At 43.4% G+C, this 18,133-nt stretch carries 16 protein-coding genes and 1 riboswitch; of the genes, 7 read left to right on the forward strand and 9 right to left on the reverse strand.

The window, feature by feature from the left end:
• From mukE to cmoM, 3 genes are read right to left on the reverse strand one after another with little or no spacing between them, the layout of a single operon-like run.
• Complete coding sequence (gene mukE / locus F7Y48_RS02360; protein WP_316680640.1) at positions 1-726, reverse strand: chromosome partition protein MukE; 726 nt, start codon at positions 724-726, stop codon at positions 1-3.
• Complete coding sequence (mukF, locus tag F7Y48_RS02365) at positions 707-2,044, reverse strand: chromosome partition protein MukF (RefSeq protein ID WP_182032611.1); 1,338 nt, start codon at positions 2,042-2,044, stop codon at positions 707-709. Before mukF ends, mukE begins: the two co-directional genes overlap by 20 nt.
• 2 nt (positions 2,045-2,046) lie before the next feature.
• On the reverse strand, positions 2,047-2,838 hold the full coding sequence (gene cmoM / locus F7Y48_RS02370; protein ID WP_031780158.1) for a tRNA uridine 5-oxyacetic acid(34) methyltransferase CmoM: 792 nt from the start codon (positions 2,836-2,838) through the stop codon (positions 2,047-2,049).
• Positions 2,839-2,952: 114 nt separating this feature from the next.
• Here cmoM and elyC point away from each other — a divergent pair, with 114 nt between their 5' ends.
• On the forward strand, positions 2,953-3,738 hold the full coding sequence (elyC, locus tag F7Y48_RS02375) for an envelope biogenesis factor ElyC (protein ID WP_006742121.1): 786 nt from the start codon (positions 2,953-2,955) through the stop codon (positions 3,736-3,738).
• A 73-nt stretch (positions 3,739-3,811) separates the two neighbouring features.
• On the opposite strand, the gene torR is transcribed toward elyC, so the two are convergent.
• Complete coding sequence (torR, locus tag F7Y48_RS02380) at positions 3,812-4,522, reverse strand: two-component system response regulator TorR (protein WP_005390726.1); 711 nt, start codon at positions 4,520-4,522, stop codon at positions 3,812-3,814.
• 266 nt (positions 4,523-4,788) lie between these two features.
• On the opposite strand from torR, the gene torD reads away from it, so the two are divergent.
• From torD to F7Y48_RS02405, 5 genes are all read left to right on the forward strand, one after another.
• Positions 4,789-5,436, forward strand: coding sequence for a molecular chaperone TorD (gene torD / locus F7Y48_RS02385; RefSeq protein WP_316680648.1), 648 nt, complete (start codon positions 4,789-4,791; stop codon positions 5,434-5,436).
• A gap of 467 nt (positions 5,437-5,903) precedes the next feature.
• Positions 5,904-6,908, forward strand: coding sequence for an HTH-type transcriptional repressor PurR (gene purR / locus F7Y48_RS02390; RefSeq protein ID WP_053807169.1), 1,005 nt, complete (start codon positions 5,904-5,906; stop codon positions 6,906-6,908).
• Between the two features lie 286 nt (positions 6,909-7,194).
• Positions 7,195-7,284, forward strand: a riboswitch (cyclic di-GMP riboswitch).
• A gap of 116 nt (positions 7,285-7,400) precedes the next feature.
• Positions 7,401-7,991: a TfoX/Sxy family DNA transformation protein gene (locus F7Y48_RS02395; RefSeq protein ID WP_005390721.1), complete on the forward strand. Its 591-nt coding sequence runs from the start codon at positions 7,401-7,403 to the stop codon at positions 7,989-7,991.
• A gap of 115 nt (positions 7,992-8,106) precedes the next feature.
• The gene (locus F7Y48_RS02400) at positions 8,107-8,793 is read left to right on the forward strand and encodes a TVP38/TMEM64 family protein (protein ID WP_104971470.1); all 687 of its coding nucleotides are present in this window, start codon (positions 8,107-8,109) and stop codon (positions 8,791-8,793) included.
• 20 nt (positions 8,794-8,813) lie between these two features.
• Positions 8,814-9,134 carry a hypothetical protein gene (locus F7Y48_RS02405; RefSeq protein ID WP_005390719.1) on the forward strand — a complete coding sequence of 107 codons (321 nt, stop codon included), beginning with the start codon at positions 8,814-8,816 and terminating at the stop codon, positions 9,132-9,134.
• 36 nt (positions 9,135-9,170) lie between these two features.
• Here the strand turns inward: F7Y48_RS02405 and F7Y48_RS02410 are convergent, their stop codons facing one another.
• From F7Y48_RS02410 to topA, 4 genes are all read right to left on the reverse strand, one after another.
• Positions 9,171-9,974: an alpha/beta fold hydrolase gene (locus F7Y48_RS02410; protein ID WP_006742124.1), complete on the reverse strand. Its 804-nt coding sequence runs from the start codon at positions 9,972-9,974 to the stop codon at positions 9,171-9,173.
• A gap of 110 nt (positions 9,975-10,084) precedes the next feature.
• Entirely contained in the window at positions 10,085-11,542 is a 1,458-nt protein-coding gene (glgA, locus tag F7Y48_RS02415; protein ID WP_074191078.1) for a glycogen synthase GlgA, read from the reverse strand.
• Positions 11,532-12,749, reverse strand: coding sequence for a glucose-1-phosphate adenylyltransferase (glgC, locus tag F7Y48_RS02420; protein ID WP_005390714.1), 1,218 nt, complete (start codon positions 12,747-12,749; stop codon positions 11,532-11,534). Before glgC ends, glgA begins: the two co-directional genes overlap by 11 nt.
• 609 nt (positions 12,750-13,358) lie before the next feature.
• Positions 13,359-15,989: a type I DNA topoisomerase gene (topA, locus tag F7Y48_RS02425; protein WP_316680655.1), complete on the reverse strand. Its 2,631-nt coding sequence runs from the start codon at positions 15,987-15,989 to the stop codon at positions 13,359-13,361.
• Positions 15,990-16,426: 437 nt separating this feature from the next.
• Here topA and F7Y48_RS02430 point away from each other — a divergent pair, with 437 nt between their 5' ends.
• Positions 16,427-16,675, forward strand: a complete 249-nt coding sequence (locus F7Y48_RS02430; RefSeq protein ID WP_005387884.1) for a YciN family protein — start codon at positions 16,427-16,429, stop codon at positions 16,673-16,675.
• 63 nt (positions 16,676-16,738) lie between these two features.
• Here F7Y48_RS02430 and aroA read toward each other — a convergent pair whose 3' ends face one another.
• Positions 16,739-18,019: a 3-phosphoshikimate 1-carboxyvinyltransferase gene (gene aroA / locus F7Y48_RS02435; protein WP_046874732.1), complete on the reverse strand. Its 1,281-nt coding sequence runs from the start codon at positions 18,017-18,019 to the stop codon at positions 16,739-16,741.
• Positions 18,020-18,133 lie beyond the last annotated feature (114 nt).

Here is an 18,133-nt window from a genome sequence, read left to right on the forward strand (position 1 = left end):
TCATGCTTCACCCTCATCTGTTGTTTCTTCTTGGGCTTGGTCGTCTTGTTCTTCTTCAGACAATAGGCTGCCTTGGCTTGGCTCTTTGGTGTGCACTACCGCTTCACCATCACGGATCAGACGTAGCTGCGCTTCACGCATATCATCGCCAATACGTACATCGGCACCAAAGCGGAATACAGCTTCACTGATGCTGAATTTACCAGTCTCACCGATGTTGATGATCATGCCTAGCCGACGTAGACGACGAAGTGACGTACGTACTTTTTCAAACAGCTTTTCTTTATCAAGGTCAGAACCGGTAGCACGGTTCGTCACTAGCTTCATCAGCTTGTTTTCATCAGCCAGAGCAAGTAGCTCGTCGTACAACTCTTGGTTAGTGAAGATGCCTTCGTGCGCAAGACGCTCTGGGCTTAGGTAAAGGAAACACAGTACCTTACCCACCAGCATATCCAGCTCAGAAAGCACACTGCGGCCAATCAAAGAAGTAGAACGAGGACGAAGGTAGAAGAAACCTTCTGGCGCTTTCACCAATTCGGTATTGTAGCGCTGGTAGAAAGAAGAAAGCTCAAGTTCGAAATCCGACAACAACGCGTGGTTATCCAGATCTTCACTTGAGATATGACGCCCTGCTCGTAGCATGCTGTCTAGCGCTGGGAACAGAGGGTTAGAGATTGCTTTTGCCAGATTCTCTGACATGTATTCATTAGTATCGGTCGATGACATTCGCTTGTACCTTTGCCCCAAATTCGTTGATCGCTTTCCAGTCCGGTTGAATCGCTTGGTAATCCGATTCTGAATACCCCAGACGTACGGCTTGATCAACGATAATGCGAGCTAAATCAAAATGATGAGTGTAAGGGTGCAGTGCAAGGTAATCTCGCAGTACCACGCTCAAGTCGATTGGTGTGCCTTGATCTTTATGCGCTTTTAGCATGTCACCAATTCGTTCAGACAACTCATCATTGACTTGTTGAAACTCTTCGTATTCTACTTCCATCGGAACTTGACCCGTTACCTCGTCATCACGCAGGACTAGGGCCTCATCACGAAGGTCAGAAAGCCTTTCCGCATCTGCATAAGTCAGATACCAAGGCGCATCGAAGTAATCTTTGACGGATTGACGTAGACGCGAGCTAAACGCACGGTTCTTATCCATATCAATTGCAGTACGGATGAACTTGTGCACATGTCGGTCGTAACCAATCCAAAGGTCGATCGCTTGCTGGCCCCAGCTTGTGATTCGATCCAGCTTCATTTGCAGACCAAACAACGCTTCTTCGATGAACTCTAGCTCAGGATCGCCGTACACAATTTCTTGAATATCTAGGATCTGAGTTTGCAGTTCATCACTGGCGGCTTGCAGCGTATCTTGAAGTTCACGCAACGTGCTTGATGTTTCTGATAGGAGCGCTTCACAGTTGTTGATCGCTTCGCGCCAGTCTTTATTTAGCAGATCGGCAATTTGTTGTTTTACAGATTGCTGCTGCTCATCCATCACACGTTGGTTAAGATCGATTTGATCGAAGATTTCGCCTACAGAATATTTTAAAACTCCGTATACGTTTTTCTTCCAGTGGCCCGGTGTGCCACCTTTTTGTGCTGCCTCAATCGCTTTCGCCATTTCATCTGCCACCATAGACAGTTGAATAGAAAGGCGCAGTTTCGAGAACTCACGATGACGCACGTAGTAATCGGTAATTCCTATCGCTAAAGGCGACAAGCGGTAAATGCTCGCTCCATCAGTAATCTCACTGACAAAACGGCTAATAAGGCGCTGCTTTACCATCTCGTTGATGGCGTTGTTAGCACGAAAAGCGGATGCTTCGCCAGTCTCATCAAATAATCGAGTGACGATGGCAAACGCATCATGCAATTCACCTTCACCCAATTCTTCATCGAACCTTTCATTACTCAGTACGGCAATGGCTATTAAGAATGCCAATCGCTCTGTGGTCAGGTTCAACGAGAAATCGTGCTGCTTAACCCAGCCAACCAACTCATCGATTGGTTGCTCTGCAGCATTGAGAGTCATCTCACTCATTGTTATTCCTGTTTATCGTTCTTTTTAGCCCACACATGAATGTAGCGGCCTAATGAGAGGTATGGCTCTTGTCGACAAAGTTGTTTTTCTAGCGCCAACACATCTTCAAACTCGTAATCGCCCATGTATTGCATATTACCTATGTAATCACTAAATGAGCGGATACCAGATTTGCCACAAATACTAAAGCCTGAATCTTCTATCCATTGGTAGACTTCTTCAGGTTTTAAGCCTTTTTGCGGCTGTAGTTTAAATCTTTTTCGGTGGGGCATGCCGTCTAATATATGAGGAATGTTGCCACAAACCACGTTTTTATAGACTAAACCATGGTGGTTATAGAACATCACTGATGCAATGCCTCCCGGTTTTACTTGTTCTAGTACCGTTTCAAGTGCGGCCTTAGGATCGACCAACCACTCCATGACGGCGTGAAACATAACAAGATCCACCTGTTCACCCATATGCTCACCAATGGATTGGACAGGCGAATGAATCAGGCGATACTGCTCAAGCAAACCGTTTTTTTCAATATCCTGCTTAGCCAACTGCAGCATTTCCGAAGATAGATCACATAAAGCGATTCGATGTCCGAGCTTAGCAAGCTTTTGCGACATTTGTGCCAAACCACCACCAGCATCCAACACCTCCAGGGGTTGCTGGTCAGCATCTAATTCACTTAGAATCTGTAGAAAATCTTCCCACACAATGATTTGGCGGATCTCCCCTTTGTCGGAGCCGTAAATATTTTTTGCAAATTTGTGGGCGATATCGTCGAAATTGCGGTCTTCTGTCACTTCTGCTGAGTTATTATAACGGATTGTGCCGCTATTCTGGCACAAGGAAAGCAGGAATAAAGAGGGGTACCCTCATTTTTATTATCAATTGATGTTTTTTCGGACTATTTATGTATGTTTGAGCTGAAAAAAGTAGTGTCAGCCTTGCTTATGCCACTTCCGGCATTGCTGCTGATAGGCTTGTTGGGTCTTGCTCTCATTAGTTTTACCACAAAACGTAAAACTGGCTGCTTCGTTGTTCTATTCTCTTTTGTTGGCATTTTTCTTGTTGCCTTCCAACCTGTTTCAACCAAGCTTCTTATGCCATTAGAGCGAGAGCATAAAGCCTTTTTGCCAGTTTCTGGCACCATCGACTACGTGATGGTTTTAGGGAATGGTCATGTTATTGATGACGAAATTCCACCCACCTCGCAGTTAAGCCGTGCAGCATTAATGCGCTTAACTGAAGGCATTCGTATTTTAAGAATGTATCCAGGTGCTAAATTAATTTTGTCTGGCTATGCTGGCGGTTCTGAAATTAGCCATGCGAGAATGATGGCGAACGTTGCCCTTGCGTTGGGAGTCGCGAAATCCGATATCATTTTATTAGAAGATGCGAAAGATACGTGGGAAGAGGCCCGTCAAGCAGCTGCATTCGTTCAACAAAAGGAGATTGTGTTAGTCACTTCTGCGAGCCATATGAGTCGTGCATTGTATGAATTCAACGCAGCAGGCATTAAACCAATCCCAGCCCCGACCAACTTCTTAGCTATTAGCGAAATCAGTCAACCTTGGGATAAATACTCACCTAAAGCGCGTTACTTAGAACAAACAGAGCTTTATTGGCATGAGTACTTGGGCAGCATTTGGCAAAGATTGCGTGATACTGTCGGCCAAACACCAATGGTTGAAGCAAAGTAGTACTATCTTGAAACCAAAAAAAAAGGAGAGCCGAAGCTCTCCTTTTTCTTTTTAAGACTTAGGTTTGTTCAGTTTAATCACCAGCAAACATATAGCCTTCGCCGTGCACCGTCACAAAAATTTGCGGGTTCTTTGGATCAAACTCCATTTTTGCGCGCATACGTCGAATAAGAACATCAATAGTACGATCATTGGGAGCATCAACTCGGTGGCTGATCATATTCAAAATACGTTCGCGACTTAACACCTGGTTAGGGTAAGACGATAATGCAACCAAAAGTTCGTATTCAGCTTTGGTCAATTTTACGGGTTCGCCGTTACGGCTCAGCGCACGACGTTGAATGTCGAATGTCCACTCTCCAAAACGTACAATATGTTCTTCACTGGTTTCGTTCGCTTTCGCGCTACCGCTACGCGCTGCAGAAATACGCCACAGCAAGTTTTTAACGCGAACCAACAATTCCCTCAGTTCAAAAGGTTTTGTCACATAATCGTCAGCGCCCATTTCTAGGCCTACGATTTTATCAATGCTATCCGTGCGTCCTGTTACTAATATGATACCAATATCCGATTGGCTACGTAATTCACGAGTAAGCATCAGGCCGTCTTCACCCGGCAGGTTGATATCCAGCATGATTAGGTCTACATCACCCGCTTGCAGGACCTCACGCATTTCTGCGCCACTCTCTGCTTCGCTGACTTGGTAACCCTCATTTTGGAAATATCCCGCAAGCTTACTACGAGTTACAACATCATCTTCTACGACTAATACGTGATAGCTCATTTACACCACTTTTCTGTCTTCTTATTATCCAAGACGTATTCTATTCATAACTAGTAACATTTCTAGTCATAGATACATTAAAAAGCAAGATTTAGCGTTTTTATTGATTCAAAACAAGCTTACCCATCGCTATTAATAAACGTTAATTTTTGACCATAAAACATAATAATTATAGTTACTGCTATTCATTTTAATTGATTACACTTAGGGGATATCCCTAATTGACTTTGTGATGCACAACTTGAAGCATCATTCAGGAGCCCAAAATGCAAGAAGTGAAAGCTTTTAATGAAAAACGCGCTGAAATTTACTGGTGGTTTTCGAGCTTGTTCGCAAAAGAGCTAACAGAGAAAGAGCTGGAAGCCTACCACAGTGTTGAAATTCGTAGTTTTCTAGCAGGTTTAGGTGAAAATGAGTCGCTGAAACCAGCCGTTGATAGCCTCGTTGATGCACTAAACCGATTGCAAGATCGTGAAGACGCTCAATTGGAGCTTGCTGCTGACTTTTGTGAACTGTTTTTGAAGACAGAAAAATACGGCGCTCTTCCTTACGCATCTATGTACATCGGTGAATCAGGTTTGCTGAATGACAAGCCAGCCGAGGAAATGGAAAAGTTGATGGCAGAATTTGGCGTTCAAGTAGATGAAAATCTAAAAGAGCCTGCGGACCACTTATCCGTTGAACTCGACTTTCTCGGCAACATGATTATCCGCTCAAACGAACTTGAGCAAGAAAAACACATGGAAGAAGCCTTCGTTAAACAAAACGACTTTATCCAGCAACAGTTGATGTCTTGGCTACCTCAGTTTGCAGACAAATGTAAACAATTCGACGAATTTGGGTTCTACTCGAGCGTCGCGAAACTATTAGTTGCATTTTGTAAACTAGACAGCGCTTACCTTCTTGGGGAATAATTGCCGCCTATTTTTTTAAGGAGCCCGCCTATCGGGCTTCCTGTATACCTGAAATAACTGAATGTAAGTAAGTTGGGTATATTATTCGTTTGCCTTAACTTAGCTCAAAGACGCTTGGTTATTTAGCAGTCAAAATGTGACTTCAAATACACAAATCTCTTGCTGAAAACATTGCTAGTCAGTCCACATAGGGCTAAAATGTGAGCGCAAACGATTAAATATGATTTATATGTAAACCGCTGAAATATAGCGGTTTTTGTGTTTTTTAACAGGTTGATGGCAATTTCTCATCAGATAGAAAAAAGATAAAATTCATCGACCGATGCTGCTACGTACCCTTTTGTCGTGCTTGGACCAACCGCTGCCGAAACACTTAGCGCCAACCTTAGATTGCTGGGTGTAAACCATTAGAGCATCAGGTACATCCAACACGACATATTTCAGTAGCTCGATACAGGACACCATTTATGGCCACTATAAAAGACGTTGCTCGCTTAGCCGGCGTTTCCACTACGACAGTTTCGCACGTTATCAATAAAACGCGTTTCGTTGCAGAAGCAACGCAAGAAAAAGTAATGAAAGCCGTGGACGAGTTGAATTACGCGCCAAGTGCTGTTGCACGCAGCCTAAAGTGCAACTCAACTCGTACGATTGGCATGTTAGTAACGCAGTCAACCAACCTATTCTTCTCAGAAGTGATTGACGGGGTTGAGAGCTACTGTTACCGCCAAGGCTACACTCTGATTCTGTGTAATACGGGTGGGATTTACGAAAAACAACGCGATTACATCCGTATGCTGGCTGAAAAACGTGTTGATGGCATCCTAGTGATGTGTTCTGACTTAACCGAAGAGCTTAAAGAGATGCTTGACCGTCATGCCGACATTCCTAAAGTGGTCATGGATTGGGGTCCAGAAAGCTCACAAGCGGACAAGATCATGGATAACTCAGAAGAAGGTGGCTACATCGCAACCAAACATCTGATCGACAATGGCCATACTGATATTGCTTGTCTAAGCGGTCATTTTGAAAAACTTGCTTGCCAAGAGCGCATTGCAGGTTTCCGTCGCGCGATGAGCGAAGCAAACCTAGCTGTAAATGAAGATTGGATCCTTGAAGGTAACTTTGAATGTGATACGGCCGTCTTAGTCGCAGATAAAATTACAGCAATGGACAAACGTCCGACAGCGGTATTCTGTTTTAACGACACAATGGCTCTGGGCCTAATGAGCCGCCTACAACAAAATGGTATCAAAGTTCCTGATGATATTTCAGTGATCGGCTACGACAACATCGAGCTTGCGGAATACTTCTCTCCACCGTTAACAACTATCCACCAACCTAAACGTCGTGTGGGTAAAAATGCGTTCGAGATCCTACTTGAGCGAATCAAAGATAAAGAACACGAAAAGCGAATTTTCGAAATGCAACCTGAGCTTGTAATTCGAAACACCGTGAAGAAAATGAACTAAAATTCGCCAAATATAACGATGTCAAATAAGCGCTCTAAAAGGGCGCTTATTTTTTATCTCTAAATAACTTTTCCCTGACTTAGGTTTGTTAGACAAAAAATCCCGAATCTCTAAGTCTCTGTTTTATATGTAGGTAAATCACACTCCCTCACAACCTCGAGATCATCCCGCCTTATTCTCAAATATGCACAAACATGCGCTTGTCGACACTTTTTTATTGAACCAAAATCACACTTCTACGGGTAAAGCGTGATGTTAATTCAATATACGAAGTATGCTCATTCTGTCACGCACAGGGCAAACCATTCGAAAGGGTGGGACGCAAAGCCTCCGGCCTGAACCATAGTACTATATGGAAGGTAGCGGGGTTACCGATGGCAAGTGTGCAAGCGATGACTTTACCCTGTAATGACATTGCTTTTGCGCATGTTTGCTACTCTCTCGGACCTGACTTTTGGTGGCGTAATATTAATTACACCGAGATAACAAAACATGGATAAACCGATACTCAAAGACTCTATGAAGCTATTTGAGGCACTTGGTAATATCAAGTCGCGCTCAATGTTTGGTGGCTTCGGACTATTCGCTGATGAAACAATGTTTGCACTAGTTGTAAATAATCAGCTTCATATAAGAGCAGACCAACAAACTTCATCTGACTTCGAGAAACAAGGGCTAAAGCCTTACGTTTATAAAAAACGTGGCTTCCCAGTCGTTACTAAGTACTACGCAATTTCCAACGATTTATGGGAGTCTAGCGAACGCTTAATCGAAGTAGCTAACCAATCGTTGAAAAAGGCAAAGCTTGAAAAAGAACAGCAAGCAACTACAAAGCCTAATCGCTTAAAAGATTTGCCTAACTTACGACTGGCTACTGAACGCATGCTAAAAAAAGCAGGCATTGAGTCAGTAGAAAAACTGGAAGAGGAAGGTGCACTTAACGCTTATAAAGCGATAAGAGATACGCACTCTGCAACCGTCAACATTGAACTGTTATGGGCACTAGAAGGTGCTATTAACGGTACTCATTGGAGCGTTGTACCTCAAGCTCGCCGAGATGAGTTGATGAACGGCCTCCAATAAAAGTCGGCCTTAAAAACTATCTTGTAAAACCGCAGTCTAATCTGCGGTTTTTTTGTGAAATTTTTTCGACTTTCCTTCTGTCTTATTATATATATCCCAAATTGGAATCATAAATATGAATAAGAAACTGATATTAGGCCTAATCCTGGTCGCGATCATTATCTTTTTAGGCGTTAACTTTAGTCAGTATTTAACGTTGGAAAATGCAAAAGCACAACAAGAAGCGCTGACCACATACATCGATCAGAACTTTGTTTTTTCGGCAGCTATTTACTTTTTTGCCTACATTGCAATTACCGCTTTTTCTATTCCTGGGGCAGCTGTGGTTACATTACTTGGTGCGGCTCTATTTGGTTTTTGGACGAGCTTATTACTGGTTTCTTTCGCCAGTACTATGGGTGCAACACTAGCATTTTTAAGCAGCCGATATTTGCTGCGTGACTGGGTACAAAACAAGTTTGGCAATAAGTTAATCGCAATTAACCAAGGCGTCGAGAAAGACGGAGCATTTTATCTATTTTCCTTACGTCTCATTCCGGTATTTCCTTTCTTTCTTATCAACTTGTTGATGGGCTTAACGCCAATGTCTGTAGGTCGATTTTATCTTACTAGCCAAGTAGGTATGTTGCCAGGCACTGCAGTTTACTTAAACGCCGGTACTCAGTTAGCCACAATTGAAAGCCTGTCAGGCATTGTTTCACCTGCGGTATTGGCCTCTTTTGCATTACTGGGGCTGTTTCCAATCATCACTAAATGGGTTATGAATAAAGTAAGGCCAACACCGAGTCAGCAAAACTCATAATTAGTAAGTGGACGTGTTTAATGAAAATATTCATTGCTAAAAACCCAGCAGAAGCGCATATCGTGTGCGAATTATTGAAAACCGAGCAAGTCTACTGTGAAGTCCGCGGAGAAGGTATTTTCGGTTTAAAAGGAGAGCTGCCGTTTAGTGATGATACCGATCCTTATGTCTGGCTTTTTGACGCCAAACAACAAGTAAAAGCAGAAGGAATAGTACAAGCCTACCGCAAACAATCCGATGGAAATGAGTATCAAGATTGGCAGTGCCCGAAGTGCCATGAGGTAAACGAGGGGCAGTTTGGTGCTTGTTGGCAATGTGGACATCAAATAGGGGAGCCTTAAAACTCCCCTACTCCTATTCAATCGATTTATTAAGCGCTAAGCAGAAACCGTTTGCTGCTTAATAAATTCGATGGAATGTTGATTGAAATCTTCAGGGCGCTCAACATTACAAACATGACCACAGTTGGGGATCTCTCGTAAAACACTAAGCTTATGCGCCGCAACCATTTCTTTAACAGGCTTAATAAACATGTAATCTCTGTCGCCCATTAAATAGAGTGTGGGAATGGGTAACTCTCGATCTTTAAAATACTTCATTAAAGGATTTACATCAGCAGCAAGAATAAACCAACGTTTAAATTCTTTTTGGCAAAGCTTCTTGGCCTCACGAATAAAAAGATGGCGAGACTCTCGCTGGCTTCTCTGTGGCATAACAATGTACGCAAAAAGTTTGTAGAGCCACATGTACGGCAGAATGTGCTTACAAAAATTACCTAATTTAACCAATATTTGAGAACGAGTATTGAGCCTTGTGACAGCACCACCGAGTACCATTGAACGCACGCGCTCTGCTGATAATTCAGCAAGGTTTCGAACAATAATGGTACCAAGTGACATACCGACAAAATGAGCGGATTGGATCTTTAAATGGTCCAATACTTTCAAAATATCTTGGGTAACTTCCGTAAAGGTATAACGGCTGGCAATGAGCTCTTTAAGTAACTGATTTGACTTTCCATGACCTCTTAAATCGATCAGCAATAAGTTAAAATGTTGCTTGTAAGCTTTGATTTGCTTGAACCAGATAGAAGAGCTACCGCCAGCACCATGCACAAATACAACCCACTCATGACTAGTAGGGTGCAAATAGGTTTTATGAAAAAGTAGCGGCTGGGTCATATTCAAGTATCAAAAAGGTCGTGCTATTGAGTAAAAAGCCATCCTACCACACTCCCCTTACTCAAGATAATAAAGGCACCTCATTCGGTGCCTTTCGTTACAATTTTAAGTCAATTTAACGCCGAATTGTAAAGTTGCAAATAAGCTTCTGCGGCCTTTTGCCAACAAAAATCTTGTTGCATCGCGTGCAACTGTACTTTATTCACTTCAGGTTCGTTTTGAGCATAGAGCAACAGTGCCCTTAGCATCGTTAACAACAATGCCTGCGGTGTCGGTTCGAAAAAAACAAACCCCGTCGCTTCAGAAGGGTTCACATCATAATCGTTGACGCTGTCTTTTAGACCACCGACACCACGTACTATCGGCAATGTACCGTAAGCCATACTATAGATTTGATTCAAACCACACGGCTCAAACTCAGAAGGCATCAGAAAGAAATCAGAACCCGCTTCAACGATATGAGCAAGTTCATTATCATAAGCTTCTACGAAGACAAATTTACTAGAAAACTGTGCAGCAACCTCTTCTAGCTGAGCGGCTAGTACAGGGTCTCCGGTCCCAACGACAACTAGTTGAACATCGTGCTTCAAAAAATCGGCCAAAGCAGGCAACAAGTAATGCACACCTTTTTGCTGGGTCAACCGACAAACCATACCGAACATGGCTACATCTTTTTCAGGCAAATTTAGCCGCAGTTGTAATGCTTGTTTACACGCTTTCTTGCCTTGCGTCATACTTTGTTGGTCAGCACAGTAATTAACTGGCAAGTAAGTATCCGTTTCCGGGTTCCAAGCACTGTAATCACAACCGTTCAAAATACCAACTAAGTCCTGCGCGCGTTGCTGAAACTCCCAAGCCATTCCATGACTGCCAAGCTCTGTTTTGAGTTCCTCTGCATACGTAGGGCTGACCGCGTTTATCTTATCGGCATTCATTACACCAGCTTTGAGCATAGTAATATGCGTTGCACTCACCGCAGCATCGGGAACGTTTCGACAATGAAACTCTGGCAAGCACTGCACGTCTTCATAACTAAATACGCCTTTAAAGACCGCATTGTGAATTGAAATGACGCTTTTAGTATGAGCAAAAAACGGATCATTGCCATACCTGTGCTTGAGCAAAAATGGAACAAGACCAGTGTGCCAATCGTTCGCGTGTATGATATCCGGCTGAAAAGCAAGCTTTGGCAACATGTCTAAACATGCCGCACTAAAAAACGCAAAGCGCTCACCGTTATCGGTATACGCTTGGTTGTTCTCCGCATACATCGATGGTCGATTGAAATACGGCTGACAATCAATCAGATAAACAGGATTTTGACCTAACATGAGCCGCAGAACTCGATATTCCGTATGCGGCCATGATGTTAGTTCTGTTTCTAATACAACTTCTGCGTCAGCGAGTTTATCAATACTGCTGTACGCGGGGATGGTAATTCTTACGTCTTGCTGTAGGTTTTGAAGGGCTTCCGGTAGTGCCTTGGCAACGTCTGCCAAGCCACCACTTTTAATGAGACCTTCAACCTCAGAAGCTACAAACAGAATAGATAAGTTGTTAGTAGCCAACTCGAGCTCCTTTCGGAATAACAACAATGCCCTCCTCAGACACGTGGAAGTGTTTTTTATCTTCTTGAAGATTCACACCAATCTGAGTACCAGGAGCAATATCGGCATCCTTATCGACAATCACACGACGTAAAACACAGCCTTCGCCAATTTTCACGTCACCAAGAAGGATACATTCGCTGATATCGCAAGCAGATGCAATATTACTGCGGAACCCAAGCACCGACTTTTCTATTCTTGAGCCTCTGACGTAACTGCCATTACATACCAAACTGTCGATGATCTGAACACGGCCATTATCAGAGTCTGTAAATGTTGCTGGCGGCAATGGAGGATAATAAGTATGCAGCGGCCATTTACGGTTATATAGTGAAAACGGTGCGTCTTTTTCTAGCAGATCCATGTGCGCTTCCCAGTACGCATCAATGGTTCCCACGTCACGCCAGTACACCTCTTCTCTTTCACCGCTGATTTTGTTAGTACTGAAGTCATACACGAACACGTCACCTCGAGGGAACATCTTAGGAATAATGTCCTTCCCAAAATCATGTGATGAAGCTTCATTATCCGCATCTTCAACCAACTCAGAGAATAACACCTGAGCCTCAAAAACGTAGTTACCCATTGAAACTAAAGCGTAATCAGGATCGCCAGGAATTGACTTCGGGTTTGCTGGTTTCTCTTCAAAGCCTATCATGCGACCTTCACTGTCCACTTCGATAACCCCAAATTGCGACGCCTCTTTTAGTGGCATACGCAATGCCGATACCGTCAGAGAAGCCTGCTTTTCTGAATGGAAGTTCAGCATTTGTTTGATATCCATCTTATAGATATGGTCAGAGCCAAAAATACAAACTTGCTCTGGTTCCTCTAATTCCATAAAACGGAGATTTTGATAGATCGCGTCTGCCGTTCCTTCGTACCAACGCTTACCAGTGCGCATTTGAGCAGGAATAGGATCGATAAAGCGGTCAGTGATGCCATTAATGTTCCAGCCCTTTTTTAAATGATGGAACAAAGATTGAGATTTAAATTGGGTGAGGACGTAAATGCGCATTAAATCCGCATTTACAAAATTGTTTAGAGCAAAATCGATCAATCGATAGCTACCACCAAACGGTACCGAAGGTTTACTACGAGATTCTGTTAAAGGTCTCAAACGAGAGCCTTCACCGCCAGCAAGAATCATTCCCAAAACACCAGCCATTTGTTGTTCTCCATATCGTTATAGCTTGGATTTGGTACTCGCTTGAATGAGTCATACTCGGGGAGTCAAGCGAATACATTTAGTAACCGTATCAGGAGTTTCTTTGAACTCTTACAACACGATAAAAAAGCTACGGCACTTCCAGTATGCAACGTCCACTCTTTTCTTATTTTTCGACGCAAAATGCACACAGTTGCACTAATTTTTGTAATAAATTATCTAAGCAGGTTCTAAATTACAATTTTTAATACGCCATTCTGTGTTCCATACAGTTCTTGCTTACTCAAGACGATATCTAGATCACACATGCAAAAGCAAACGATTACATTATGAAAACAATTTACGAACGGATTCACTACACGACCGACTTTTTGAGCTTAATATATAACAAATATATGAACGCAAAATGAAAGTTACGACGAATGTTTTTTACATAAAAATACGTTCGCTACTAATAAATCGTGACTCTGGTGTTTTCTAGCGACAATGGTGCTTGTTAAAGTGAGGAAAGGTCGATTAGAGGAAGAATGCGCAGGAGAAAACTGTCGGCCCCTACGCAAAAAAGGCAGCGATATCGCTGCCTTTTTACATTACCTTAATGGTGCATTTTTATGCTTTCGCTTTTTTACGCTTATCTGTGACTTCCCACTTACCTTCAACAAAGAGCGCTGTCCAACCAGATGGTTTGCCGTTCTCTTCCGAACGAACGTAGTTCTCTTTTGTTTTGCGACTAAAGCGTACAACTGCAGGACGACCATCAGGATCTTCTTGCGGTGCGGTCGCTAGGTATTTGAACTTCTCAGGTAAACGCTCTTCAAAACGTGCCAGTTCAGCAACCAAAGGAGCACGTGTCTCGCGCGATTTCGGGAAGTTGCTTGCCGCCATAAATAGACCTGAAGCACCATCACGAAGTACGAAATACGCATCTGAGTTTTCACATGGCAACTCGGGAAAATGAACAGGCTCTTCTTTCGGTGGCGCGACTTCACCATTCTTCAGAATCTTACGAGTGTTCTTACACGTTTCACTCGTACAGTCCATGTATTTACCAAAGCGACCGTTTTTAAGAACCATATCAGAGCCACATTTGTCACATTCAACAACTGGACCATCATAGCCTTTGACTTTGAACTCGCCGTATTCAACAAGGTAGCCCTCACAGTTCGGGTTATTACCACAAACATGCATCTTACGCTTGTCATCAATCAGGTACGCATCCATCGCCGTTTCACAGATCGGACAACGCTTTTTAGCACGAAGCGCGGCCGTTTCAACGTCTTCTTCTAAAACGTTAATAATACCTTCTTCGTCACCCAAGTTGATGGTTGTCTTACAACGCTCTTTTGGTGGTAACGCGTAACCAGAACAGCCTAAGAACACACCTGTCGAAGCAGTACGGATACCCATTGGACGGCTACACGTCGGACATTCGATATCCGTCATGACGATATGGTTTAGCTTCATACCGCCTTCTGACTCATCCAATTCCGCTTTTTCAAGATCGCCAGTGAAATCAGCAAAGAAGTTATCTAGCACTGCTTTCCAGTTCACTTCACCTTCAGCGATTTGGTCCAGTTTCTGTTCCATGCGGGCGGTGAAGTCGTAGTTCATTAAATCGTTAAAGCTGTCATCAAGGCGGTCGGTAACAATTTCGCCCATTTTTTCGGCGTAGAAACGACGCTGATCAACTTTTACGTAACCACGATCTTGAATCGTAGAAATGATCGATGCATAAGTCGAAGGACGACCAATACCTCGTTTTTCCAGCTCTTTAACCAGTGCTGCTTCAGTGTAGCGCGCAGGTGGCTTTGTAAAGTGCTGTTTAGGGTCAAGTGACTCTAAGCTTAGCTTATCGCCAAGTTGTACCGCAGGAAGGATTGTATCCTCGTTTTTGCCCATTGGACGTTGTACACGAGTCCAGCCGTCAAATTTAAGGATACGGCCTTTCGCTTTAAGCGTGTATTCTGCTGCTTTTACGCTGATGGTTGTTGAATCGTATTCTGCTGGTGTCATTTGACACGCGACAAACTGATTCCAAATCAAAGCGTAAAGTTTGTGCGCATCAGCATCGACACCTTGCAGGTCTTCCGCTTTAACACCCACATTTGAAGGACGGATCGCTTCGTGCGCTTCCTGTGCCCCTTCTTTACTGCCATACGTCAGCGGTTTCGCTGGTAAATACTTATCACCAAACTCAGAACCAATAAAATCACGTACAGCGTCCACAGCCTCGGCACTTAGGTTAGTCGAGTCCGTACGCATATAAGTGATATAACCGGCCTCATAGAGGCGCTGAGCTAGCATCATGGTCTTTTTCACGCCGTAGCCAAGACGTGTACTCGCTGCCTGTTGAAGCGTAGAGGTGATGTAAGGTGCTGAAGGCTTGCTCTTCGTCGGGCGATCTTCACGCTTACATACTTCGTAACTTGCATTCTCAAGCACAGACATCGCTGCTTTGGTTTCTGCCTCATTAACTGGCTTAAACGCAGAACCATCTTTCTGAGCAACAAGTAGTTTAAAGTCCGCTTTGTCTTTCGTTTTCGTATTCGCATGAATATCCCAGAATTCTTCTGGTACAAACGCGTTAATCTCACGCTCACGCTCAACTAATAGTTTCACCGCAACAGACTGCACGCGACCAGCAGATAAACCACGAGCCACTTTCTTCCAAAGTAAAGGTGAAACCATAAAACCAACGACACGGTCCATGAAGCGACGCGCTTGTTGGGCATTAACACCATCCATGTTCAGCTCTCCAGGTGTCTGGAAAGCTTGTTGGATCGCGTTTTTCGTAATTTCGTTAAAAACTACACGTTTGTATCGCTCTTCATCGCCACCGATGATCTCACGAAGGTGCCATGCGATTGCTTCCCCTTCGCGGTCCAAGTCGGTTGCGAGATAAACGCAATCTGCGTCTTTGGCGAGTTTTTGTAGTTCGTTGACAACTTTTTCTTTGCCTGGAAGGATTTGGTAATTCGCTTCCCAGTCATGATATGGGTTAATCCCCATTTTTTTGATCAACGCTTTGCGGTCTTTCTCTTTTTTAACGCGCGCTTTCTCTTCCGGACTCATCCCTTTTGTTGAGATGGCTGCGGCTTTTTTCTCACCAGTGCTTTGACCGGCCGTAGGCAGATCACGCACATGACCAACACTAGACTTAACAATAAAGTCTTTACCAAGATACTTATTTATCGTCTTTGCCTTGGCTGGTGACTCCACTATAACGAGTGATTTACCCATAACTGACTCTAACGTCCTTCATAATAATGCGGGTAGAAACCCTCTTTAAAGGCCACCCGCATAATGTTCTATTTCATTGCTTCTTTTTTTACTATTGTGCGAGATGAAAAGAAGATCAACTGCTTTTTTGAAATTCAGATCCGATTGGTTGACAATTCATCGTCTTTATACTTCAAAGAGACAGGGTTCTGAAAGGTATTGAGCGGCATATCTAAACAGGCAAACTTAGCATCCGCTAATCCAATGCAATAAATTTTGTTACGCATCACAAAATAGTTTCGTTCAGTGGCTCTGCCATATCCTCCAACTAATCATACTTACACTCTAAAAATTGATCTGTTTAGGCTAAGTGAACGATTGACTGAATTAATCATGCAAACCCATTTTAGTTGTAGGTATACTCAGCGTTCTCAACTGAAATGAATGGTAGAAAAAGTATGTCTGATAGAACGTTTATCGAAGAGTTCGACCTTCTTTTGATCGCTAACCAAATCATCCAAGAACACGATGATTACATCGAAGGGATGCGAGCAACAAGCGTAGAAGAAAAAGAAGGTGTTTTAGTTTTTAAAGGTGAATACTTCCTTGATGACAAAGGTTTACCAACTTCAAATACGACTGCAGTATTCAATATGTTCAAATACTTAGCGCATCACCTTTCCAAGGAATTTACGCTGGTTAAATAGTAGCGGAAAACAAAAAAGCCAGAGTGTTATTCACTCTGGCTTTCCTGTTTCAGGTCAGAATATTTAGCAGCTTAAAGCCTTAAGTTTGTCGAAGTAGTCAGGGAACGTTTTCGACGTACACTTTGGATCGTTAATCGTCACAGGCGTATCACTAAGTGCCACCAGCGAAAAACACATCGCCATTCGATGATCATCGTAAGTATCAATCGCAGCATGCTTTAACTGAGAGACAGGTTTGACAATGATGTAGTCTTCCCCTTCTTCCACTTCCGCACCCACTTTACGTAATTCCGTCGCCATAGCTGACAAACGGTCTGTTTCTTTTACACGCCAGTTATAAACGTTACGAATAGCAGTAGTGCCTTCGGCAAATAGCGCTGTTGTCGCGATGGTCATTGCAGCATCAGGGATATGGTTGTAATCCATATCGATGCCTTTCAATTGACCAACACGTGAAATTACGTAGTCATCACCCCATTCAATTTCTGCACCCATTTTTTCAAGCGCATCAGCAAATTGAATATCACCTTGAATGCTGTTTTTACCGATACCCGTGACTTTAACTTCTCCGCCTTTGATGGCTGCCGCCGCCAAGAAGTAAGAAGCAGAAGACGCGTCACCTTCAACCAAGAAATCACCTGGAGCGATGTATTGCTGACCGGCAGGAATCACAAACTCTTGATAGTCGTTGTTGATCACATCGACCCCAAACTGCTTCATGATATGCAGGGTGATATCGATATAAGGCTTAGAAACCAACTCGCCTTCGATGTTGATGCGAATTTCACCTTCAGCCAATGGCGCAGACATTAAGAAAGCGGTCAAGAACTGACTTGAAATGGATCCATCGATAGAAACTGTACCTGCTTTTAGGCCAGTACCGACTATTTTGAGAGGCGGAAAGTTCTCGTTTTCCATGTACTCAACGTTCGCACCAGCATCTTTCAGTGCCGTGACAAGGTGACCAATTGGACGCTCTTTCATACGAGGTTCGCCCGTCAGTACATACTCCCCTTCTCCAAGACAAAGAGCCGCAGCTAATGGTCGCATCGCAGTGCCAGCATTACCGAGAAATAACTCTACCGGTTCTGAGACAGAAAACGGACGCCCAAGGCCTTCAACGAGACATTCTGTTTTATCTTCGGAAAGTTGGTATTGAACGCCGAGTTTAGTCAGCGCATTCAGCATATGACGGATATCATCACTGTCGAGGAGGTTAGTAAGGCGAGTTCTGCCTTTAGCAAGAGCAGCAAGTAAAAGAGCTCGATTAGAAACGCTTTTAGAGCCAGGAAGATTCACTTCCCCTTGAATTTTATTGATAGGTTGTAACGTTAGGCTTTCCATTAAAAGTTGATAATCCTTTGTGCCCTCAACATACGATTTTTTATGAGAGCTAAACAATTCTTCGTGAATTCAGACTACCCAAAAAAACACGACAAAACCAGAGCAAATCGGCGC

It is taken from the genome of Vibrio sp. 2-1-2a (assembly GCF_032648565.1).
GTDB classification, from domain to species: domain Bacteria; phylum Pseudomonadota; class Gammaproteobacteria; order Enterobacterales; family Vibrionaceae; genus Vibrio; species Vibrio diabolicus.

Coding starts and splice junctions, on each gene's coding strand:
- mukE (WP_316680640.1), bottom strand. CDS start 726: ATGTCATCGACCGATACTAATGAATACATGTCAGAGAATCTGGCAAAA.
- mukF (WP_182032611.1), bottom strand. CDS start 2,044: ATGAGTGAGATGACTCTCAATGCTGCAGAGCAACCAATCGATGAGTTG.
- elyC (WP_006742121.1), top strand. CDS start 2,953: ATGTTTGAGCTGAAAAAAGTAGTGTCAGCCTTGCTTATGCCACTTCCG.
- torR (WP_005390726.1), bottom strand. CDS start 4,522: ATGAGCTATCACGTATTAGTCGTAGAAGATGATGTTGTAACTCGTAGT.
- torD (WP_316680648.1), top strand. CDS start 4,789: ATGCAAGAAGTGAAAGCTTTTAATGAAAAACGCGCTGAAATTTACTGG.
- purR (WP_053807169.1), top strand. CDS start 5,904: ATGGCCACTATAAAAGACGTTGCTCGCTTAGCCGGCGTTTCCACTACG.
- F7Y48_RS02395 (WP_005390721.1), top strand. CDS start 7,401: ATGGATAAACCGATACTCAAAGACTCTATGAAGCTATTTGAGGCACTT.
- F7Y48_RS02400 (WP_104971470.1), top strand. CDS start 8,107: ATGAATAAGAAACTGATATTAGGCCTAATCCTGGTCGCGATCATTATC.
- F7Y48_RS02405 (WP_005390719.1), top strand. CDS start 8,814: ATGAAAATATTCATTGCTAAAAACCCAGCAGAAGCGCATATCGTGTGC.
- F7Y48_RS02410 (WP_006742124.1), bottom strand. CDS start 9,974: ATGACCCAGCCGCTACTTTTTCATAAAACCTATTTGCACCCTACTAGT.
- glgC (WP_005390714.1), bottom strand. CDS start 12,749: ATGGCTGGTGTTTTGGGAATGATTCTTGCTGGCGGTGAAGGCTCTCGT.
- topA (WP_316680655.1), bottom strand. CDS start 15,989: ATGGGTAAATCACTCGTTATAGTGGAGTCACCAGCCAAGGCAAAGACG.
- F7Y48_RS02430 (WP_005387884.1), top strand. CDS start 16,427: ATGTCTGATAGAACGTTTATCGAAGAGTTCGACCTTCTTTTGATCGCT.
- aroA (WP_046874732.1), bottom strand. CDS start 18,019: ATGGAAAGCCTAACGTTACAACCTATCAATAAAATTCAAGGGGAAGTG.